The 21,181-nt window shown below is 69.1% G+C and carries 21 protein-coding genes; 10 read left to right on the plus strand and 11 right to left on the minus strand.

Translation table 11 applies throughout. From position 1 onward, the window contains the following. Positions 1-4: 4 nt before the first annotated feature. Positions 5-469 carry a DUF305 domain-containing protein gene (locus tag ABE85_RS13635; RefSeq protein ID WP_082938594.1) on the minus strand — a complete coding sequence of 155 codons (465 nt, stop codon included), beginning with the start codon at positions 467-469 and terminating at the stop codon, positions 5-7. A gap of 231 nt (positions 470-700) precedes the next feature. On the opposite strand from ABE85_RS13635, the gene ABE85_RS13640 reads away from it, so the two are divergent. Both ABE85_RS13640 and ABE85_RS13650 read left to right on the plus strand, forming a co-directional pair. Further along, a complete protein-coding gene (locus tag ABE85_RS13640) occupies positions 701-1,609 on the plus strand; it encodes a class II glutamine amidotransferase (RefSeq protein ID WP_082938595.1) in 909 nt (302 codons plus the stop codon). A 123-nt stretch (positions 1,610-1,732) separates the two neighbouring features. After that, the gene (locus ABE85_RS13650) at positions 1,733-5,905 is read left to right on the plus strand and encodes a hypothetical protein (protein ID WP_157522371.1); all 4,173 of its coding nucleotides are present in this window, start codon (positions 1,733-1,735) and stop codon (positions 5,903-5,905) included. Between the two features lie 19 nt (positions 5,906-5,924). Here ABE85_RS13650 and ABE85_RS13655 read toward each other — a convergent pair whose 3' ends face one another. The 3 genes from ABE85_RS13655 to ABE85_RS13665 form a co-directional block, all read right to left on the minus strand. Beyond that, positions 5,925-6,512 (minus strand): TetR/AcrR family transcriptional regulator, encoded by a 588-nt coding sequence (locus ABE85_RS13655; RefSeq protein ID WP_067275385.1) that lies wholly within the window; start codon positions 6,510-6,512, stop codon positions 5,925-5,927. A gap of 10 nt (positions 6,513-6,522) precedes the next feature. Then, positions 6,523-7,101 carry a DUF308 domain-containing protein gene (locus ABE85_RS13660; RefSeq protein ID WP_067275387.1) on the minus strand — a complete coding sequence of 193 codons (579 nt, stop codon included), beginning with the start codon at positions 7,099-7,101 and terminating at the stop codon, positions 6,523-6,525. Positions 7,102-7,236: 135 nt separating this feature from the next. Continuing rightward, the gene (locus ABE85_RS13665; protein WP_067275390.1) at positions 7,237-7,644 is read right to left on the minus strand and encodes a Fur family transcriptional regulator; all 408 of its coding nucleotides are present in this window, start codon (positions 7,642-7,644) and stop codon (positions 7,237-7,239) included. Positions 7,645-7,784: 140 nt separating this feature from the next. On the opposite strand from ABE85_RS13665, the gene ABE85_RS13670 reads away from it, so the two are divergent. The 6 genes from ABE85_RS13670 to ABE85_RS13695 are packed head-to-tail and all read left to right on the plus strand — an operon-like array spanning position 7,785 to position 12,763. Then, positions 7,785-8,936: a GTP-binding protein gene (locus ABE85_RS13670; RefSeq protein ID WP_067275395.1), complete on the plus strand. Its 1,152-nt coding sequence runs from the start codon at positions 7,785-7,787 to the stop codon at positions 8,934-8,936. Between the two features lies 1 nt (position 8,937). Continuing rightward, entirely contained in the window at positions 8,938-9,525 is a 588-nt protein-coding gene (locus ABE85_RS13675; protein ID WP_082938596.1) for a DUF2796 domain-containing protein, read from the plus strand. Between the two features lie 2 nt (positions 9,526-9,527). After that, entirely contained in the window at positions 9,528-10,235 is a 708-nt protein-coding gene (locus ABE85_RS13680; protein ID WP_067282681.1) for an ABC transporter ATP-binding protein, read from the plus strand. Then, positions 10,232-11,548 (plus strand): ABC transporter permease, encoded by a 1,317-nt coding sequence (locus tag ABE85_RS13685; protein WP_067275399.1) that lies wholly within the window; start codon positions 10,232-10,234, stop codon positions 11,546-11,548. Before ABE85_RS13680 ends, ABE85_RS13685 begins: the two co-directional genes overlap by 4 nt. Before the next feature lies 1 nt (position 11,549). Next, complete coding sequence (locus tag ABE85_RS13690; RefSeq protein ID WP_067275407.1) at positions 11,550-12,131, plus strand: DUF3299 domain-containing protein; 582 nt, start codon at positions 11,550-11,552, stop codon at positions 12,129-12,131. A gap of 11 nt (positions 12,132-12,142) precedes the next feature. Next, positions 12,143-12,763, plus strand: coding sequence for a DUF3299 domain-containing protein (locus ABE85_RS13695; RefSeq protein WP_067275418.1), 621 nt, complete (start codon positions 12,143-12,145; stop codon positions 12,761-12,763). A gap of 31 nt (positions 12,764-12,794) precedes the next feature. Here the strand turns inward: ABE85_RS13695 and ABE85_RS13700 are convergent, their stop codons facing one another. Next, the gene (locus ABE85_RS13700) at positions 12,795-13,685 is read right to left on the minus strand and encodes an AraC family transcriptional regulator (protein WP_067275420.1); all 891 of its coding nucleotides are present in this window, start codon (positions 13,683-13,685) and stop codon (positions 12,795-12,797) included. 247 nt (positions 13,686-13,932) lie between these two features. On the opposite strand from ABE85_RS13700, the gene ABE85_RS13705 reads away from it, so the two are divergent. Beyond that, positions 13,933-14,769 carry a type 1 glutamine amidotransferase domain-containing protein gene (locus tag ABE85_RS13705; protein ID WP_197507008.1) on the plus strand — a complete coding sequence of 279 codons (837 nt, stop codon included), beginning with the start codon at positions 13,933-13,935 and terminating at the stop codon, positions 14,767-14,769. 85 nt (positions 14,770-14,854) lie between these two features. Then, entirely contained in the window at positions 14,855-15,610 is a 756-nt protein-coding gene (locus ABE85_RS13710) for an SDR family NAD(P)-dependent oxidoreductase (RefSeq protein ID WP_067275423.1), read from the plus strand. 66 nt (positions 15,611-15,676) lie between these two features. On the opposite strand, the gene dnaB is transcribed toward ABE85_RS13710, so the two are convergent. The 6 genes from dnaB to ABE85_RS13740 all read right to left on the minus strand — a co-directional run bounded on the left by dnaB (position 15,677) and on the right by ABE85_RS13740 (position 21,065). Then, positions 15,677-17,098 (minus strand): replicative DNA helicase, encoded by a 1,422-nt coding sequence (gene dnaB / locus ABE85_RS13715; RefSeq protein ID WP_067275424.1) that lies wholly within the window; start codon positions 17,096-17,098, stop codon positions 15,677-15,679. A gap of 199 nt (positions 17,099-17,297) precedes the next feature. Beyond that, a complete protein-coding gene (gene rplI, locus ABE85_RS13720; protein WP_067275428.1) occupies positions 17,298-17,750 on the minus strand; it encodes a 50S ribosomal protein L9 in 453 nt (150 codons plus the stop codon). An 11-nt stretch (positions 17,751-17,761) separates the two neighbouring features. Next, positions 17,762-18,052: a 30S ribosomal protein S18 gene (gene rpsR / locus ABE85_RS13725; RefSeq protein ID WP_067275431.1), complete on the minus strand. Its 291-nt coding sequence runs from the start codon at positions 18,050-18,052 to the stop codon at positions 17,762-17,764. Positions 18,053-18,109: 57 nt separating this feature from the next. Further along, a complete protein-coding gene (gene priB / locus ABE85_RS13730) occupies positions 18,110-18,394 on the minus strand; it encodes a primosomal replication protein N (protein ID WP_067275440.1) in 285 nt (94 codons plus the stop codon). A gap of 68 nt (positions 18,395-18,462) precedes the next feature. After that, positions 18,463-18,825, minus strand: a complete 363-nt coding sequence (rpsF, locus tag ABE85_RS13735) for a 30S ribosomal protein S6 (RefSeq protein ID WP_067275442.1) — start codon at positions 18,823-18,825, stop codon at positions 18,463-18,465. A gap of 161 nt (positions 18,826-18,986) precedes the next feature. Beyond that, a complete protein-coding gene (locus tag ABE85_RS13740) occupies positions 18,987-21,065 on the minus strand; it encodes a sodium:solute symporter family protein (RefSeq protein WP_067275444.1) in 2,079 nt (692 codons plus the stop codon). Positions 21,066-21,181: the final 116 nt, after the last annotated feature.

Here is a 21,181-nt window from a genome sequence, read left to right on the forward strand (position 1 = left end):
GGTCCTACTTCGAATGGTGATGGACGGAGGCGGGCGCGGATGCCGCCCCCCCGACCTGCGTGGGCGCGGGCGCCGAGGGCGGCAGCGCGCCGCCGACCGCGAGCTGCATCGCCGCGATCTCCTGCTGCTGCTCGATGATGATTTCCTGCGCGATGCGTCTCAGCTGCTCGTTGGAGCCGTGGCGCAGTTCCGCCAGCGCCATGTCGATGGCGCCCTGGTGATGCGGAATCATCATGGCCGCGAAGTCGCGGTCGATGTCGCCCGAGGGCTTGATGTCCATCGCGGCCATCATGCGATCCATCGCGACGGCGTTCTCCGCGTGGAAGGCGTCCGTCGACGTGGCGGCGCCCGCCCAGGCGGCGGCCGAAGCCACGGCGATCCACGGCAAGGCGCGCAGCGATACCCGCAGCGATATCCGCAGCGGTCGGCGCAGCCGCGGCCCTCCGGGTCGCGTTCGGTGTGAGGTCATGTCGGCTCCAGATTGAAAGGCAACGGCCTTCCCTTCCGTAGACACCCGGGAGCGCCGCTTATTCCCGACGTGCGGGCGAATGGCGCCCAACGAGGCCATCGACGGCCGGACCGGACGACGACCAGCGCCCGCCCCTCAACGCCTGACCCCGTGGCATCGCCCCCGAAACCGCATGAGCCCATGCGGGTTCCGCATTTGTCCGGTCCCTCCCCGCACGCGATAGTGGCCGCCATGTGCCAACTGCTGGGAATGAACTGCAACAGCGATGCAGCGATCACCTTCTCCTTCACCGGGTTCGCTGCCCGAGGCGGTCGCACCGCGGAGCACATCGACGGCTGGGGCATGGCCTTCTACGAGCGCTCCGGCTGCCGCGTCTTCCATGACGACCAGCCGGCGAGCGAGTCGCCGCTCGCGGAGTTCCTGAGCCGCTACCCCATCAAGTCGCGGATCGTGATCGCGCATCTGCGCCGCGCGACGCAGGGCGAGGTGACGCTCTCCAACTGCCATCCCTTCCAGCGCGAATGGCTGGGGCAGACCTGGGTGTTCGCCAACAACGGCGACCTGAAGGACTTCCAGCCGGTGCTCGACGGCCCGTACCGGCCTGTCGGCAGCACCGACAGTGAGCGGGCCTTCTGTTGGCTACTGCAGGAGCTGCGCAAGCGCTTCGCGGACCGCGCTCACGACCGCGATCCGCCGCCGTCCTGGCGCGAGCTCGCGCCCCACGTCGCGCAGCTCAGCGAGGTGATCGCGCGCCACGGCAACTTCAACTTCCTGCTGACCAACGGCGCGGCGCTCTACACCCACTGTTCCAGCCGGCTGCAGGTGCTGCAGCGGCGCCATCCGTTCCCGATGGCGCGACTGGTCGACTGCGACATGTCGCTCGACCTGAGCGCGATGAACGGCGCCGACGACCGCATCGTGATCGTCGCCACCGATCCGCTCACCGCCGACGAGGCGTGGCAACCGTTGACCACCGGCGAATGCCGCGTGTTCGTCGACGGCGCGGAGGTCTGGCGCGACGTGAATCCCGCCACCCGCGCGTTCCCGATCGCCACCGCCACGGTGGGCCGGCCCTGGCAGAAACCGCGATGGCCAGGGAGCACCGCGTGGCCCCTGCTGCTGCGCGACATCGCGGTATGAGCCGCATGTCCTAACGCGATTCGATTCGTTGGGCGCCGATAGGCGCGCTTCTAGAGTGACTCGACCCGGTGGCAGACAACCCGCCGCGGGATTACCGATCGCACTCAGGACGCGGCGCCGACCATGGTTTCTTCCAAGCTCACGACCGGTGGACCGGTCGTCCCCACGGATGCCAGCACTACTGGCACATCGACGGGCCCATCGACCGGCGCGACCGGATCGGTCACGGCCAATCCCAGCGCGGCCGGCGGGCCGGGCGACACGACGACGCCCGCATCGACCGCTGCGGGCAAGAGCCCTTCGACCTCCGGCGCCTTGCAGGGGCTGCCCGCTCGCGCAAAGCGCGCGATCTTCGGTCGCGAGGTGGCCTTCAACGCCATCGTGCCCGGCGTCGGCGGCACCGTGGAGCGCCCGGTGCGCGCCTCGCTGCCCACGCCGCAGGCGGCAGCCCCGACTGACGAGGCCAGCCAGCTCGCGGCCCTATCCACCCAGGCGCAAGGACTGAACGCGCGCCTGCCGCCGCGCACGCCGTCCCCCTGGGACGCGCCGAAGCGCACGACGGGGAACCGGCTCGCCACGACCGTCGTACCTTGGCTGAAGCCGCGTCCGCTGACTGAGAAGGCCAGCACGCACGCCGGCAAGCCTCATCCGGAGAACGCCTCCACCACGCCCGCCTCGGGCGACGCGATCTCCCACGCGCTCGACCAGCGTCTGAGTGCCGAAGTTGTGGTCGACCAGGCGAAGCAGCAGTTGACCGCGGCACAGGCTGCGAGCGCGGCAGTCGCGACTTCGGCGACGGCGAACGCATCGGCGACCGCGACGCCTTCGACGTCAGCGACAACCTCCGCCACGACGTCGACATCGGGCGCGACTGCTGCGGAGACCGCGTCGATCGCGAAGGCCACGGCGGGGGCCGGCATCCAAGAACACAGCGCGCGGCAGGCGGTGCAGGCCGCCGAGGCGCGCCTGGCCGACGCCACGCGCCTCCAGCAGGCGCAGGCCGGTGCCGGCGGTCTCCAACCCTTGGCCGCCGAGGTGCAGGCGCTGCAGCAGCTCGTGGACAAGGACCGCTTCGTCCGGCAACGGCTGGACGACACTAAGGACGCGCTCTATGGCGCGCGGTCGACAGCGATCGATCAGGTGCGACAGCTCGGCGATGCGGAGCGCGGTCTGGCGGTCGCCAAGAGCACCGCGCAGACGGCGCAGATCACGCATGACGAGGCAGAACGCCACCACGCCAGTCTGACGACCGCCGTGGACCGCGCCCAGTCGCAATTGACGGCGGCCCAGGCGGGGACCGGCACGGTGACGCCCGACGCGCTGCCCCGCCTGATGCGCTTGAAGACGATGCTGGCGGAGGCCGACGGGGCGCGGCAATCGACAGCCGGCGCGTTGGCGCGGGCACGATCGGACGTCGATGCGGCAGCGGCCCGGGTCACGACGCTGAAGCCCGACGCCACGGCGGCACGCGGGCGACTGCACGCCACCGACGCAGGCGTGTCGGCCGTGCTGCAGGCCTCGATCACGCTGGCGTCGACGGTCGACACGCCGCCCGACCCGGCCGCCGCCAAGGCCGTCTTCGACGCACGCGAGGCGCAGGCCCTGCAGGTGCAGGCGACACGGCCGCGCGGCTTCGCGGGCGGCGTCGAGAGCGAACGATTCGGCGCGCGCCTGCTACAGGCGGTGAACGGGCGTCCCGCGAATCCATCAGCGGATGCGCTGCCCTCGATCGGGGTCATGGAGATCGCCTCCGAGCTGCTGTCCGTCGTCTGCAAAGGCGACGCCGCCCGTGCGCAGAAGGCGCTGGAAGCGCTGCAGTCGCGCCCGACGCGCGACTGGATGCAAGGCGTGGCGAATCTGCCGGACAACGGCGCCGACCGCGAGCCCACCGAGGCGGAGTCGGACGTCCGCAACCTGCTGCGCCAGGCCAGCGTGCTGCCGCGCGGCGCGGAGGTGGTGCACCTGCTCGGCGATCCGCAGGGCAGCATGCCCGACAGCGAGACGCTGCAGGCGATGCGCAGCTTCTGGTCGGCCGACGCCGCGCAGCGCGTGGAGCCGGACGCCGCCGTGCGCCAATGGCTGGCGGGCGCGAAGCGGGTCGCGCGACAGCCACCGACGGATCCGGGCGCCGCGTCGTCATCGACGACGCCGACCTTCACCGGCGCCGAACGCGCGGCGTATCACGCGGTGCGCAATGGCTGCGTCTCCAACGCAGCGGGCTCGCCCTTCGCCCGCCACGACGGCCGGATGAAGAAAGCGATCGGCGAATGGCTGGAACGTGAGCAGCCATCGGCCTCCTGGGTGCAACGTGCCGTGACGCCGCATCAGCACAAGACGCCGTTCACGCCTGCAGGGCTCAAGCGCGCGACGGCGATCGCCGAGAGCTTCGGCATGACGACCAATCGCAGCCAGGCCGACAGTGGCGTGCGACAGTCCGCGGGAGCACTCGCCGACTGGGCGAAGTCGGACCTCGCGCGCGACCTGACCGCGGCCGGCGTCGCCGCGCCCGAAGCGCAGGCCTTCGCCGCCGCGACGCAGGCGCTCGCGGAGCGGGCCACGCGCCCAGGACATCCGTCGCAATGGCAGTTCAAAGGCAGCGAAGCCGGCGAGCTGCGTGCAGCGGTCTACACGCTGCAGAACCCCGTGAGCGCGGACAAGTCCGGTCGCCTGCACAAGCCCAACCGCGAGCACGCCCTGCCCCCGCTGTTCGAGGAGCTCGCGAAGGACGGCGCGTCGGCGCCGGACGCGCTGCGTGCCGTCATCGACCATGTGAAGCTGACGCTGGCCGAGGCCGCGCCCGCGGAGCGCCAGGGCGCGCTCACGCACGACGAGACGATGCATGCATCGGCCGACGCGGCGCGCCAGAAGCGTTTCCAGAGCAAGGAGGACGTGGTGCGCTACTTCGAGCCCATCCTGCTGTCGATGCAGCTGCGCGACAAGGTCAAGCTGTCCGGTGGCGGCGTCGTCGGCGGCGGCCTGCCCTCGCTGCCCTACAGCGTCCCCTCGCCGGTCGTGTCCCCGGTGTTCTCCGCCGGCTGGTCGCGCAAGGAAGAGGCCTTCTTCCAGGCCTTCATGCCGATCCTCGGCATGGAGCTCTCGCTCGGCAGCACGCGCGCGAGCGGCCCCGAAGCCACCGTCGGCGTGGCCGCCGGACCGGATCTGCCCGGCATCGTGAAGGCGCAGGTCAGCGCCACCGAGAAGATGAGCCGCACGCACCAGGAGACCGAGGGCACCATCCTCCGGCTGTTCCGCCAGCGCGGCAAGGACGACGAGCTGCGCAAGGAGATGCTGGGCGTGCTGGACACCTGGGTGCGCTGGGACCAGGTGCATGCGAAGGACGCCCCGCACTACGCCGGTCCGCTGGAGGCGGTGCTCGCCCGCCATCCCAAGGTCAGCCTGGGCGAGATCCACGGCCAGAGCCTGACGCGCAGCTTCGTCACCAAGGTCAGCGCCGGCGCCAACCTCAAGCTGGCGGGCGGCGACGGCAACACCTACCGCGTCGGCGTCAGCGCCGGCGCGTCCCTGAAGGCGGAGCGCATCGCCGAATCACGCACCGAGCACGGCGGCCACATCCAGGTGACGGCGGACAAGGGCGACACCGCGCAGCAGAAGCTGTCGGTGGGCGTCCAGGTGAACACGCTGACGCCGGCCAATCCGTCCGAAGTGAAGCTCGGGAGCGACGGGAAGGATGGGTCCATCGCCGGCGGCGGCGCGCCGGGCCTGATCGACGTCAACCGGGACCTGTTCTGGAACCTGGAGAAGAACGCGGTGTCGCCGTTCACGATAGGCGGCAAGCAGGACGCCGACCTGGACCGTCACTTCAGCACGCCCAGGCAGATGCTGGACAAGTTCCAGGAGACCCGCGACGACTGGATCGCGCGCTGCGTGGAGACGCTCGAACCCGACGCCAGCGGCGAGAAGAACACGCGCGCCAACCGCGACAAGGCGGAGGCGCTGCTGAGCGACTTCGAAAGCAAGCTGAAGAGCCTGCCCAAGGACAGCCTCTGCCAGTACAACATCAACTTCTCGATGCGTCCGCAGGCCTCGGCGTGGATCGACACCTTCCGCGCGCTGGAAGGACTCGCCCGGTTGCGCGGCGATGCGCAAGGCGCCGCCGAGGCGCGCGCGAATGCGGACCGCACGATGGCGCAGGACTCGACGTGGCGGCCGCTGATGCTGATCGTGCGCGAGAAGGGCAAGGATCAGCGCACGCTGGGATGGAACTTCGGCGTGCGGCTGCAGCGCAGCGTCGGGGTGGAGGGACAGCGCACGGCGGCGCAGTATCCGCCGCCGTGAAAACGGAGGTCTGCCGATTTCAGGCAGGCAGCGTGAGCCTCGCGATCGCCGGCGTCACGACCGCCTCGAATGCCGTCGCATCGTCCGTGGCGCGCGCCACGAGCATCGCGCCATGCACGATGGCCATGAAGGCGCGCGCCGACACGAGGGGATCGCCGTCGACGTGGAACTGCCCCGATGCCATGCCTCGTCGCAGCACGGACGCCAGCCATTCGCCCAGGTCCTGGAAATGCCCGCGCACTTCGGCGGCGAGCCCCTCCGGGATGATTGGCATCTCGGTGGCCAGCATGGCGCAGGGGCAGAACGGCGAATCCCCGCTGCGGATGCACTGGGCCCAATGGCCCGTGTAGACCTTGAGCTCCGCCAGCGGATCGTTGACGTGGCGGACCAGTTGGGCCAGTTCCTCCCGGGCCTCCTGGCGGAACAGGATCAGCAGCGTCGTCACCAGCATCTCCTTGCTGGGGAAATGATGATGGATGGCGGCCTTCGAAAGGTTGAGGCGTTCAGCGAGGTCCGCGTAGCTGAAGCTGTTGTACCCACCGAAGGCCAGGATCCGGCGCGTGTGGGCCAGGATCTCGGCCGCCTTCGGGGTCAGTGCTTCCTTCATGGCAGGCCGCTCAGGCGGAGGCCTTCTTCCGGCGCGACAGGCTCACCGTCAGCCAGATGGCGGAGATGAGGAAGTACAGCGCGCCCACGCCCGCGTAGCCCGCGACGTTCACGATGGAGGGCACGTCGGCCTTCTGCGCCTGCGCGATGAAGAAGCCGCCGGCCAGCGCGGACTGGGCGCCGCTCAGCACCATGACCCACTGCGCGCCGTGCGACTTCCAGCGACGCAGCGCCGTGCCGAGCTGGAGCAGACCCGAGGCGATCGCCCAGGCACCGAACACGCCGAGCACGGCGTTCATGCCCGCGGTCAGCGCCAGGCACACGGCCAGCGTCGTGAGGCCGCTCGCCCACACGTTGATGCGCTGCGTGCGATTGGCCTGCAGGCCGCCGCTGGCGTTGGCGTCCACCCAGTTCGCGGCGGCGTCCCACGCCGGATACAGGACCAGGAGCACCGCGGCGATGACCGGAGACTTGCTGCCGATCACGATCGCGGCCGCGACCCAGACGATGGAGAACAGCGCACGGGTGAAGTAGTAGCGCTTGAGCCAGTGGTCTTGTTTGAGGGCGGAGGAGTCGGTGGGGTGGGTCATGATGAGGTGAGGTCCGGTTGTGCCAGGGGCGGTCGAAGTGCTTCGCAGTTTACCTACTAGTTGGTAGGCGTCAATGCCGAAGACTTAGGCGCGCCTGAAAGGCGGTCGGTTTTCACGCGGGAGGTCGGGGGGCGCTCAGGCGCTCACGGCGCGCTTGCGCGGCGAGCGCTTCGGCGTCGCGCAGTCGGCGCAACGCCCGTACAGCGTCAGTTCGTGACGCGCCACGGTGAAGCCGGCCGGCACGAGCTGCGCCATGTCGCCGGGGCAGGCGTGCACGTCGAAGACGCGGCCGCACTCCGTGCACTGGAAGTGGTGGTGGTGGTCGTGATGCGCCGATTCGTAGCGGGGGCTGTCCCCCGGCAGCGAGACCGCCTGGATCTCGCCGGCCTCCAGCAATTGCTTCAGGTTGCGGTAGACGGTCGCCAGCGACAGGCCCGGCACCTCGCCTTGCGCGGCGTCCAGCACCTCCTGCGGCGAGAGCGGACGACCGGCATCGTCGATCACGGTCCGGATGGCACTGCGCTGTCGGGTCGAACGTTCCATGGGTGTGAAGCAGCGGGCGATCAGAGCACCGCGAAAGCAGGTCGGGAGGGCGTCCGCATTCTGTCATGCTGCTATATTGCAAATGCGTTCGCATTAGCATCAAAGCCCGCGAACGGAAATCCTTCGCCCTGGAGACGCCCATGTCCAATGCCGCCGCCCTTCCCCTGCGACTACCCGCCACGGTGCTGTCCGGCTTCCTCGGCGCCGGCAAGACGACGCTGCTCAACCAGGTGCTGCGCCACCGCGGGCCGCTGCGTGTCGCGGTGATCGTCAACGACATGAGCGAGCTCAACATCGATGCCGATCTGGTCCGCGACGGCGCCGAACGCGCCGGCGTGGGCCTGTCCCGCACCGACGAGGCGATGGTCGAGATGAGCAACGGCTGCATCTGCTGCACCTTGCGCGACGACCTGCTGCAGGAGGTCGGCCGACTGGCCCGCGAGGGCCGCTTCGACTACCTGCTGATCGAGTCGACCGGCATCTCGGAGCCGATGCCGATCGCGGCGACCTTCGATTTCGTCGATGAACACGGGCAGGGACTGCGCGAGCTCGCGCACATCGACACCATGGTCACGGTCGTCGATGCGCTGAATCTGCTGAACGACTACGCGAGCGGGGACTTCCTGGCGCAGCGCGACAGCGGCGTCGACGCGCAGGACGGGCGCCGGCTCGTCGAGCTGCTCGTGGAACAGATCGAGTTCGCCAACGTCGTCGTCGTGAGCAAGACGGACCTGGTCGATGCCGAGCAGCTTGCGCAGGTCCATGCGGTGATCAAGGCGCTCAACCCAGGCGCGCGCATCGTCGATGCCCGCCACGGCGACGTGCCGATCAGGGAGTTGCTCGGCACCGGTCTCTTCGACATGGAACAGGCCGAGTCACAACCCCGATGGATCCAGGCCCTGGAGGGGCATGACCATTCCGAAGCCGATGCCTACGGACTTTCCAGCTTCGTCTACCGCGCCGACCGGCCCTTCGATGCCGATCGCCTGCACGCGCTGATCGCGCATCCGTGGCCGGGGCTGCTGCGCTTCAAGGGCTATGTGTGGCTGGCGAGCCGGCTGGAGTGGCTCGCCTGCCTGTCCGGCGCGGGCCGTGGCCATCAGCTCGATCCGGTCGGTCGATGGAGCGTCCCGCTGGGGGAGCGCGGCCAGGAGCTGGTGCTCATCGGGCAGGACCTCGACATCCCCGCCCTCACCCGCGCGCTCGACGCCTGCCTGACCTCGCCCGCCTCGATCGGCACCGATCCCTGGCCGACGTGGGACATCGCCTCCCCTGAAGAAGGAACCCATTGAGATGAACACGAACAAGGACACGAACAAGAGCACGAAGAAGAACTCGCGCCTGTTCTTGAGCGCGGCCGCGGCCGCCGTGCTCGCCGCCGGACTGACGATGACCGGCGCCGCGCACGCCCATGGCGACAAGCACGAACACGGCGTCGTGCATCTGGACGTCGCGATCGAGGGCGACACGCTGGCGATCCAGCTGGAGTCGCCGCTCGACAGCGTGCTCGGTTTCGAGCGCCAGCCCCGCACGCCGGCGGAACGTCAATCCGTCGATCGGATGCTGGCGACGCTGCGCGGCGGCGCGGTGCTGTTCACGCCGGATGCGCGCGGGCAATGCCGTTTCGAGGATGCGCAGCTGGAGTCCGGACTGATCCCGACGTCGTCGACCGACAGCGTTCCGCCCAAGTCGGAGCACCTCGACGTCGACGTCGCTTATCGATTCCGCTGCACCGCGCCGGCCGCGCTGACGACGCTGTCGCATCAGCTGTTCGCGCTCTTCCCGCGCATCCAGCGCATCGACGCCCAGGTCGCGACGCCCAAGGGGCAGTCCCGCCAGGTGCTCCAGCGCCCGGCCGCGGCCTTGTCGCTCGGCGGCTGATGATGGCGGTGCCTGTTCTCGAAGCGCGGGACCTGAACTTCCGATGGCCGCGCGCCACACGGGACTGCCTGGACATCGCCGCGCTGCGCATCGACCCGGGCGAGGCGGTGTTCCTGCGCGGTCCCAGCGGATCGGGCAAGAGCACGCTGCTGTCGCTGATCGCCGGGGTGCTCACGCCGCGCGCGGGACGGTTGAAGCTGCTCGGCCATGAATTGTCGGAATGCTCCGGCCGCCAGCGCGACCGGCTGCGCGCCGACCATGTCGGCTTCATCTTCCAACAATTCAATCTGCTGCCCTACCGCTCGGCGCTGGACAACGTGCTGCTCACCTGCGAGTTCTCGAGCCGCCGCGCCACGCTGGCGGGCCGGCCGCGGGAACGCGCGCAGGCGTTGCTCCAGCGCATGGGCCTGGGATCCGAGCTGATCGCGCGACGGGCGAGCGAACTGTCCGTCGGCCAGCAGCAGCGCGTGGCCGCGGCACGCGCGCTCGTCGGACATCCGGACCTGGTGATCGCCGACGAGCCGACCTCCGCGCTCGACGACGCGCATCGGGACGCCTTCATGCGCATCCTGCGTGAGGTCTGCGCGGAGTCCGGCAGCGCCCTGCTCTTCGTCAGCCACGACACGCGGCTCGCCGCGGGATTCCAGCGCAGCCTGGATCTGCCGACGCTGCAGCGCGGCTCGGCGCGCGTCGAGGAGCCCGTCGCATGAAGGCCCTCATCCGCCTCGCGGCGCAGAGCGCCTGGAACCGGCGCTTCGTGCTGTCGCTCGTCGTGCTGTCGATCGCGCTGTCGACGCTGCTGCTGCTCGGCATCGCCCGGCTGCGCGACGACGTCCGCAAGAACTTCGCGCAATCGGTCTCAGGCACCGACCTCATCGTCGGCGCCCGCACGGGCTCGGTCCAGTTGCTGCTGTACTCGGTCTTCCGCATCGGCGGCGCGACCAACAACATCCAATGGTCCAGCGTGCAGTCGCTGGCCAGACTGCCCGGCGTCGAGTGGGTCGTGCCGATCTCGCTCGGGGACTCGCATCGCGGGTTCCCGGTCGTCGCGACGACGGGGGACTACTTCCGCCGCTTCCGGTACGGGGAGGCGCAGCCGCTGGCGCTGGCGGAAGGGCGCGCCTTCGATGAGGCGCCCGTCAATGAGTCCTCCAGCCAGAATGGACCGCCAGGGCTGCCGACCGATCTTTTCGGCGTGGTGCTCGGCGCCGACGTGGCGGCTTCCCTGGACTACCGGATCGGCGACAAGGTCGTGCTGAGCCATGGGGACGGCGCACTCGCGGCCAACGATCACGCGGACAAGCCCTTCCGCGTCATCGGCGTGCTGAAGCGCACCGGCACGCCGGTGGATCGCTCGCTCCACATCAGCCTCGCGGCGATGGAAGCGATCCACCTCGACTGGGTCGCCGGCGCGCCGATTCCCGGCCAGGCCGTCAGCCTCGATGCGTCGTCCGGGCAAGACCTGACACCTCATCAGGTGACGGCGGCGCTGGTCGGTCTGAAGCGGCGCACGGCGGTGTTCTCGACGCAGCGTCGCATCAACGACTTCGCGGCCGAGCCGCTGATGGCCATCCTGCCCGGCGTCGCGCTGGACGAGCTGTGGGACGTGGTCGCGCTCGGCGAGCGCAGCCTGACGCTGATGAGCGCGCTGGTCGCAGCGGTGAGCCTGTGCGGGCTGGTCGCGGTCATCCTCGCCGGACTCAACGAACGCCGCCGCGAACTGGCCATCCTGCGCGCCGTCGGCGCCAATCCCGCGCGCCTCTTCAGCCTGCTGGCGGTCGAGGGCATGCTGGTCACCGTCTGCGGCGTCGTGCTCGGCGCCGCGCTGTGCCTGCTGCTGATCGCGGGGCTCGGGCCGTGGGTACAGCTGCGCTTCGGCATCGGTCTCAGCGCGGGGCTGCCTTCGGCGGCCGAATGGCAGTTGCTCGGCGTCGTCACCGCGCTGGGGTGGGCGGCGAGCCTGCTGCCCGGATTGCGCGCCTATGCGCTGTCGCTCAGCGACGGCCTCTCTCCGAAGGTCTGACATGACATCCCTTGCGCTTCATGCTGTCGCCATCGCGCTCGCGGCCGCGCTTCCGATCGCCACCGCCCGCGCCGCACCGGCCGCGCAGTCCGTCGCCCAGGCGGCCAGCGCGCCGGCCTCGGGCTACCGCGAGCTCACCTGGATCCAGCTCGTCCCGCCGGGCTGGGATCCGATGAAGCGCTTCCGCGACGTCGGCATCGGACGCCTGAGCGACAACAGCCCTCGCACCGCGGCGCTGATGGCGGACCTGCGCGACGAGCTGGACAACGCGCCGCTCGTGGAAACGCTGCAGGACGCGCCGGTGCGGCTGCCCGGCTACGTCGTGCCCTTGCAGACCGATCGCGACGGCGTGCGCGAGTTCCTGCTCGTGCCCTACTTCGGCGCCTGCATCCACATGCCGCCGCCACCGGCGAACCAGATCATCCTGGTGAAGCTCGCCCAGCCGGCCAAGCAGCTGCGGTCCATGGACACGGTCTGGGCCAGCGGCGTGATGCGGCTGGACCGTCAGCCCAGCGACATGGGCGTGAGCGGATATCGCCTCGACGCCGCGAGCGTCGAGCCCTACCGGAACAAGCCGCGTTGATCGCACGGACCATGCGTTCCTGGAGGCTTCCGCCCGCCCTGCTCGCGCTGCTCGCCCTGGTGGCGGTCGTCGCGATCGGCGTCCCCGCGGGGATCGTGCTGAATCGGACCGACCCCTCGCAGGCGATCGCCTCCGCGCCGCTCACGGGCGATCCGCCGGCCGCGGACGTGAAGGCGCTCGAATGGGCCGAGTTGATGCCGCCGGGCTGGGATCCGCGGCCACACGCCGGCCTGACGAAAGGGCCGGACGCGACGGACATCGCCACGCTCGCGGACGACGACCCGGTCGCGCGCCGGATGATGAGCGAGATGCGGGACGCCTTCGAACACGCACCGGTGCGGCCCGAACTCGACGGTCGCCGAGTGCGGTTGCGCGGCTATGCGGTACCGGTGGGCGTCGGCTGGGGCGGCACCGACGAGTTCCTGCTGGTGCCGTCCTTCGGCGCCTGCATCCACGCCCCGCCGCCGCCGCCGAACCAGATCGTCTACGTGAAGGCGCCCGCGAAGATCGACGGACTGCGCGCCATGTCGGTCGTGACGGTCACCGGCACGCTGGAGGTCCAGGCGATCAACTCAGCGCTCGCGACGAGCGGCTACCGCCTCGCTCCGGAGTCGATCCGCGTGGAGCGCTGAGCTCACAACGCCGAGCTGCAGCGCTGGGCCCTCAGACGGCCCTGATCTTCGCCCTCGTCCCCTTCACGTCACGCACGGGGGACGCACCGAACATGCGGCCGTACTCCCGGGTGAACTGGGGAACGCTCTCGTAGCCCACCGCATAGGCGGCATCGCTGGCCCCGGCGTTCTCGGACATCATCATCCGGCGCGCCTCGATCAGGCGGAGCTGCTTCTGGAACTGCAGCGGCGACAGCGAGGTCACCGCCTTGAAGTGCTCATGCAAGGTGGACGGGCTCATCGCCGCGGCCTCGGCCAGACGTTCGATGCGCAACGGCCTCGCGAACTCCGACCGGATGAGGGCCACGGCTTTCGACACCTGCCGGGACCGGCTGTCCGACACGCCCAGATTCCGAATCGCCGGACCATGGCGGCCCGCCATCAGCCAGTAGTGCATCTCGCGCACCAGCTGCCGCTTGAGCACCGGCACGGCCGTCGGCCGGTCCAGCAGTTCCAGCATCCGCAGCGCGGTGGCGCTCACCTCGGGCTCCGTCGGGTCGACGCGCACCGGCGTGCCGCGATCGCCCTCGGCCACGCTCATCTCGACGGCCAGTTCCTGGATGAGGGAGGGGTCCAGGTCCAGCACGAGCGAGTAGTACGGCTCGACCAGGCTCGCGCCGGTGATCTGGCTGATGGTGGGCACGTCGGCGGTGATCAACAGCGAGTCTCCGGCGCCGAAGTCGAAGGTCCGCGCGCCCATCATGACGCGCTTGGTGCCCTGCACCACGATCGCGACCAGCGGTCGCGAGATCGCATACAGCAGCTCGCTCGGGCTCGTGGCGCGCAACACGGTGAACCCGGGCAGCGGCGTCGCCGCCACGCCTTGCGCATCGGCATAGAAATCGGCGTAGCGCCGGACGACGGGAAGCAGTGGCGTGGACATGCACGCACGGTAGCGACCGCGCGCGTCGTCCGCAACGGGGGCCGGAGCATCGGGCAAGAAACGCCGAACTTCGAGCAAGCCGCGCCACGACGCGCTTGCGCCGCCGCCCGGCGGGCCGCCGGCCACCCCGGATCAGGCAAGAAATGGGCGGGGAACTGGCAACTGCGCGATGGGGTCGGCAAGCACATTGGATCCCGTTCCAGCGCTTTGCCGGAACCGAGTTCCAACCCCACCACGAGACATTGCCATGACCAAGACCAGCCCCCTCCAAACGAGCCGTCGAGGCTTTTCACAACTCGCCCTGGCGGCGGCCGTCGCGCTCACGGCGATGTCCGGCGCCTTCGTCCAGGCCCACGGCGCCACGCCGGCGAAGCCGGCTGCGATCGCCCAGCGCCACGTGCTGATCGTGCTCTCCGCCGCCGACAAGTGGACCCGCGCCGACGGCTCGAAGTACGACAGCGGCGTGTGGGCCGAAGAGTTCATCGTGATGGACGAGAAGTTCCGCAAGGCGGGCTATCAGGTCGACATCGCGACCCCCGGTGGCGTCGCGCCCACGATCGATCAGCGAAGCCTCGACACCAAGCTGGTCGGCGAGGAGCCGGTGAAGCACTTCAAGCGCTACCTGGCCGACAACGCCGCGCGCGTCGCTCATCCGCTGGCGTTGAAGGACGTCGGCGCGAGCCGCTACGACGCGGTCGTCATCCCCGGCGGACATGGCCCGGTCGAGGACCTGTACAAGGACGCCGACATGGGACGGCTGCTGGTCGAGGCCGATGGCGCCGCGAAGATCATCGCGCCGGTGTGCCACGGACAGGCCGCGCTGCTCGCAGCCAAGGACGCACAGGGGCGCTGGCCTTTCGCCGGACGCCGCATGACCTCGTTCAGCGACGAGGAGGAGCGTGAATTCGGCACCGCGGACAACGCGCCCTGGCTGCTCGCAGCGACGCTGCGCAAGGCCGGCGCCAGGTACGAGAAGGGCCCGAACTGGGGCGCCTACGTGGTCAGGGACGGCAATCTGCTGACCGGCCAGAACCCGGCCTCCTCCGCGCCGCTGGCCGACGCCGTCATCGAGGCGCTGCGCTGATCCGCGCGCCCCTCACCCGCCCTCCCCGGAGAGCCCTGACGGCTTTCCGTCATCGATCCCTTCCTTCATCCTCTCGGAGACACACATGACTTCCATCGCTCTCGTGACCGGTTCCAGCCGCGGCCTGGGCCGCAACACCGCCCTCAGCATCGCGCGCCGCGGCGGCGACGTGATCCTCACCTATCGCAGCGGCGCCGCCGAGGCGCAACGCGTCGTCCAGGAGATCCAGGCGCTGGGCCGCCTGGCCGTGGCGATCCCGCTGGACGTCGCCGACGTCGGGACCTTCGCCGGCTTCGCCGCGCAGGTCCGTGCCGCGCTGCAGGACACGTGGGGTCGCGACACCTTCGACCACCTCGTCAACAACGCCGGACACGGCGCGATGGCCTCGTTCGCCGACACCACCGTGGCGGACTTCGACGCGCTGTTCAACGTCCACGTGAAAGGCGTCTTCTTCCTGACGCAGGCGCTGCTGCCGCTGATCGCCGACGGCGGACGCATCGTCAACCTCTCGTCGGGACTGACGCGCGTGAGCTTCCCGGGCTTCTCGGCGTACTCGGCCGCCAAGGGTGCGGTGGAGATCCTGTCGGTGTACCTGGCCAAGGAACTGGGCAGCCGCGGCATCGCGGTCAACACGGTGGCGCCGGGCGCCATCGAGACCGACTTCCTCGGCGGCGCGGTGCGCGACATGCCCGACCTCAACCAGCAGTTCGCGTCGATGACGGCCTTGGGCCGCGTGGGCGTGCCCGACGACATCGGTCCGATGATCGCCAGCCTGCTCACCGCCGAACACCGCTGGGTCACCGCGCAGCGGATCGAGGTGTCCGGCGGCCAGGTGATCTGACGGCCAGCCCTCGGGCGGCCATCGGCTCGCTGTCGATCCGGCCGGTGACGATCCGGCCGGTGGCGATCAATACTCGTCGCCGCCCGGGCTGACGTAGCCCGGCGCCAGGTTCTCGAACTTGGTGTTCTGTCTCACGAAGGCCAGCTTCACCGTGCCCACCGGGCCGTTACGCTGCTTGGCGATGATGATCTCCGCGACCCCCGGCTCCTTGCACTCGTCCTTGGTGTAGTACTCGTCGCGGTAGATGAACATGATGATGTCCGCATCCTGCTCGATGGCGCCCGACTCGCGCAGGTCGGACATCATCGGCCGCTTGTCCGGCCGCGTTTCCACCGAGCGGTTCAGCTGCGACAGCGCGATCACCGGGCAGCGCAGCTCCTTGGCCAGGGCCTTCAGGCCCCGCGAGATTTCGCCGACCACGGTCGCGCGGTTCTCTTCGCTGCCGCCGCCGTTGCCGCTCATCAGCTGCAGGTAGTCGATGATGATCAGGCCGATCTGGCCCGAGATGCGCGCCTGGCGCCGCGCTCTGGAGCGCACCTCGCTGGGCGACAGGCCCGGGCTCTCGTCGATGTAGATCGGCGCGTTGCCGAGCTTGTCGACGGCCTCGGCCAGCCGGCCCCATTCGTCGTCCTTCAGGCGGCCGGTGCGCAGGTTGCTCTGGTCGATGCGGCCGATCGAACCGACCATCCGCAAGGCCAGCTGCGCCGCGCCCATTTCCATCGAGTAGATGATGACGGGCAGGCCTTCGTTGATCGCCACGGCCTCGCCGATGTTGATCGCGAACGCGGTCTTGCCCATCGACGGGCGCGCCGCCAGCACGATCAGGTCGCCGCGCTGCAGGCCCGCCGTCATGCGGTCCAGGTCGAAGAAGCCGGTGCGCACGCCGGTGACGTCCTCGGCGCCCTGCTCGGCCAGCTCGTTGACGCGGTCCATCAGCTCGACCATCAACCGGTCCATGCTCTGGAACCCGGTGCCGCCGCGCGAGCCTTCCTCGTTGATGCGGAAGATCTTGCCTTCGGCCTCGTCCAGGATCTCGTTGACCGCGCGGCCGGCGGGATTCAGCGCGGCGGTCGCGATCTCGTCCGAGGTCGCCACCAGCTTGCGCAGGATCGCGCGCTCACGGACGATCTCGGCGTAGCGGCGCAGGTTGGCCGCGCTCGGCACGCCCTGCGCCAACGCGTTCAGGTAGGCCAGCCCGCCGCACTCCTCGGCCTTGCCGAGCGAGGTCAGCTCCTCGAACACCGTCACCACGTCCGCCGGCTTGCCGCCGTTGATCAGTTTGCCGATCGCGGCGTAGACCTGCTTGTGCTCGTAGCGGTAGAAATCGGAGTCGCTGAGCGTGTCCGCCGCCTTGTCCCAGGCGGTGTTGTCGATCAGCAGGCCGCCGAGCACGCTCTGCTCGGCTTCCACCGAGTTGGGCGGCACGCGCAGTCGCGCGATCTCGCTGTCGCTGGCACTGGATCCGGGCGTGGTGAAGATCGCGGACATTGTGGACAAGCCTGTGGATGAGCGATGGATAGCTTGTGGAGCGAGCGGGATAACTCAAGCCCCGGAAAAGCAGAAAGCCGACGGCTTCTCAGCTGTCGGCTTTCTTTTGTTCTGCCTTGATCATGTCAGGCCCGCAGGCCTGACGGGGTCAGGGCATGTCCGGAGGGCGCGCGGAGCGCCCAGCCGGACGGTCGAGACATTACTCGACTTCGGCGACGACCTTCACGGTCACTTCCACCACCACGTCGGTGTGCGGAGCAACGTTGATCGGGAATTCGCCGACGGTCTTCAGCGGACCGTTGGGCAGACGCACTTGCGACTTGACGATGGCCGTACCGGCCTTCGTCAGCGCTTCAGCGATGTCGGCGTTGGTCACGGAACCGAACAGACGGCCGTCGACGCCAGCCTTCTGCGAGATCGTCACGGTGTTGCCGTTGATCTTCTCGCCCAGGGCTTGTGCGGCGGCCAGCTTCTCGGCGGCGACCTTCTCGAGTTCGGCGCGCTTGGCTTCGAATTCCTTGATGGCCGATTCCGTGGCGCGGCGCGCCTGGCGGGTCGGGATCAGGAAGTTGCGTGCGTAACCGTCCTTGACCTTGACGACATCGCCCAGGTTACCCAGGTTGGCCACTTTTTCCAGCAGGATGACTTGCATGGGTGGACTCCTTAGACCTTGTGCTGGTCGCTGTACGGCAGCAGGGCCAGGAAGCGGGCGCGCTTGATGCACACCGACAGCTGACGCTGGAAGAAGGCGCGCGTGCCGGTCAGGCGGGCGGGCACGATCTTGCCGTTTTCACCGACGAAGTCGCGCAGGACGTCGACGTCCTTGTAGTCGATCTGCTCAACACCGGCGACGGTGAAGCGGCAGAAACGCTTGCGACGGAACAGCAGCGATTGTTGATTGCGCTTGGGCTTGCGGTCCTTAGAGAACCGACCTTTACCACGTGGCGGGGGCATAGTGAACTCCTGCTATCTATCCAGATTTAAACGATCTGCGCGACCTGTCCGTCCCGTTCAGTCCGCGAAGCCGGTGATGTGAAACACCGTGCCTCGCCCCTGCCGCTGTGCCGAGAGAAATCCGGTGAACACCGTCTTCTCCGTCAGGCCCAGCGCCTGGACCCGCTTCACGACTTCACCGATCGCCACCGCCTTGATCTCCATCGCGACTTTGCGCGTGGAGCCGGCTTCATCGACCATGGACTCATGCTTGAGCATCAGGTCCAGGGCCGGGAGCCCGGCGGGGGTGTATCGGATCGCCGCGATCTCGAGGATCTGCGCCTGCAGTACCAGCCGGTTCATGCGAGCGGAGAAGATCGTCGAGTCAGCGGATCAGAAATTCGGGAACGTCAGTGGCCGCGCTTGTCAGCTCAGGCGGACGCTTCTTGCGGGGCCTTGCGGGCTTCTTCGCGCTCGACGGCCTTCATCATCACCGACGGGTTCGTCTCGGCCTTGTCCTTGACGACGGTCAGGTGACGCAGCACGGCGTCGTTGAAGCGGAAACCGGTCTCGATTTCAGCCAGGATTTCCTTGCTGCACTCGATGTTCAGGCACAGGTAATGCGCCTTGGCCAGTTTCTGGATCTGATAGGCCAGCTGACGACGGCCCCAGTCTTCCACGCGATGAACCTTGCCACCACCGTTGGTGACCAGGCCCTTGTAGCGCTCCAGCATCGCCGGAACTTGTTCGCTTTGATCCGGATGGATCAGCAGAACGATTTCGTAATGACGCATACGAACTCCTTATGGATTTCGACGACCTCCGGCGCAGCTCCGAAAAGGAGACTGGCCCTTGGCCTGAAAGCCGGACCCCAGCGTCTACTCGTGGGCCCGGCAAGGGGAATCGAGCATTCTAGCCCAGTTTGGGCGACCCGTCCATCCGGCGTGAACTTGGCTCAGGGCGTGGCGCCCGTGACCCGGGCCTGCAGCGCGCGGGCCGTCGCCGACGGTGGCGGGGTCAGCAGGCTCACCACGACCAGCGCGGCGATGCCCGCCGGCAGCCCGAACAGTGCCGCCGCCATCGGCTGGATGCCCCACCACAGCTGCGGGTCGCCGCCTATGCCCAGCGCCTGGCGCAGGCCCGCATGCGCGTTCACCATGTAGTAGAGCGTCATGCCGAGTCCGGCGAGCATGCCGGCCGCCGCGCCCTGCTTGTTGGCCCGTTTCCAGAAGATGCCTGCGACCAGCGCCGGCACCAGCGTCGAGCCCGACAGCGAGAACGCCGACGACACCAGCAGCAGGATGTCCGCCGGCTTCTGCGCGGCCACCGCGGCGGCGGTGAGCGCGGTCGCCAGCAGCAGCGCCTTGGAGATGGTCACCCGCTGCGTCATCGAGGCGCGTGGATTCATGACGCGGTAGTAGACGTCGTGGGAGAGCGCGCTGGAGATCGTCAGCAACAGCCCGTCCGCCGTCGACAACGCCGCGGCCAGAGCGCCTGCGGCCACCATCGCGGAGAGCACATACGGCAGGCCTGCGAGCTCAGGCGTCATCAGCATGACGATGTCGCCACCCAGCCGCAGCTCGCCGAGCTGAAGGATGCCGTCGTGGTTGATGTCCTGGATGTTCAGCAGACTAGGATCGACGCGCATCCACTGCTTCATCCATCCGGGGAGCTCCGCGATCGGCGAGCCGACCAGGTGATGCAGCACCTCGTGCTTGAGCATCACCGCGAGTGCCGGCGCGAACAGGTAGAGCAGCGCGATGAAGAACAGCGTCCACGCGACCGAGGTGCGCGCCTCCGCCACCGTCGGCACCGTGTAGTAGCGGGTCAGGATGTGCGGCAGCCCCGCGGTGCCCACCATCAGCACCAGGACCAGCGCCAGGAAGTTGCGCCGCGCCAGCGTGTAGGCCTCCTGCTCGGCCGACGTGCCGTCGGGATCGCCGGCGAAGGGCTGCGCATGCAGCGGCATGCCGGCGAGCGGCTCGGCGCGCTGGCGATTGGCGGCGACGGCGCGCTGCCACAGGTCGCGGGCCTCCGCCTCCGTGCGCGGCAGCGCGGCGCGCACCTTCTCCGCCGCCTGGATCTGCGCGAGCGGCGCCTCCTCGAACTTCAACTTCGCGATCACCTGCGAGACGCGCTGACGCTCGGCATCGAGCGAGTGCGGCAGTTCGGCGATGAGATGCTCGAAGTCCTTCGCGCGCTGTTCATAGAGCCCGCGGACCTCCAGCTCCTTCGGGTCGTGCAGCAGTTGCTGCTCGCGGACGGTGATCTCGCGGATCTCGGTGCCCGCGGTGAACTGCGGCAGCGGCGAGCCCGTCTGTATCGTCGACAGCCACATCACCGGCACCACGTAGGCCACGATCATGATGATGTACTGCGCGACCTGGGTCCACGTGACGGCCCGCATGCCGCCGAGGAAGGAACACACCAGCACGCCGCCGAGGCCGACGAACAGGCCGATCTCGAAGGTCAGTCCCGTGAGCCGCGTCGTGATCAGGCCGATCGCGTAGATCTGCGCGACGAGGTAGATGAAGGACACCAGCACCGCCGCCGCCGCGCCCATCACACGCAGGCCGCGGCTCTCGAAGCGGGCCCCGAGAAAGTCCGGCACGGTGAAGCCGCCGAAACGGCGCAGGTACGGCGCCAGCAGCAGCGCCACGAGGCAGAAGCCCCCCGTCCATCCGAGCACGAACGCCAATCCGCCGTACCCCGCGAGGTACAAACTGCCCGCCATGCCGAGGAAACTCGCCGCGCTCATCCAGTCGGCACCCGCAGCCATGCCGTTATAGAACGCGGGGACGCGCCGGCCAGCGACGTAATACTCGACCGGATCCGTCGTCCGACTGAACACGCCAATCCCCGCGTAGATCAGCACCGTCAGCAGCAGGAACGAGAACCCCAGCCACTGCTTGGGCATCCCCATCCGCTCCAGCACGCCCAGCAGGCCCACCAGCAGCACGAAGCCGATCGTGTAGGCACCGTAGATGCGATGGAGACGGCGGCGGAAGACAGCGTCTGGCGAGGAAGTCGACATGGGGGCGGATCATCGCCCGCTTGCGGTGCAGGCGCATCCACAACTTCCCCCGGGGAATGCGGCGACCGCCTGCCTGCGCACGCCGGGGCGTTGGCCGCCAGGTCGCAGGGCCCTGG

Origin of the sequence: Mitsuaria sp. 7, assembly GCF_001653795.1 — a bacterium.
Classification (GTDB): Bacteria; Pseudomonadota; Gammaproteobacteria; order Burkholderiales; family Burkholderiaceae_C; genus Roseateles.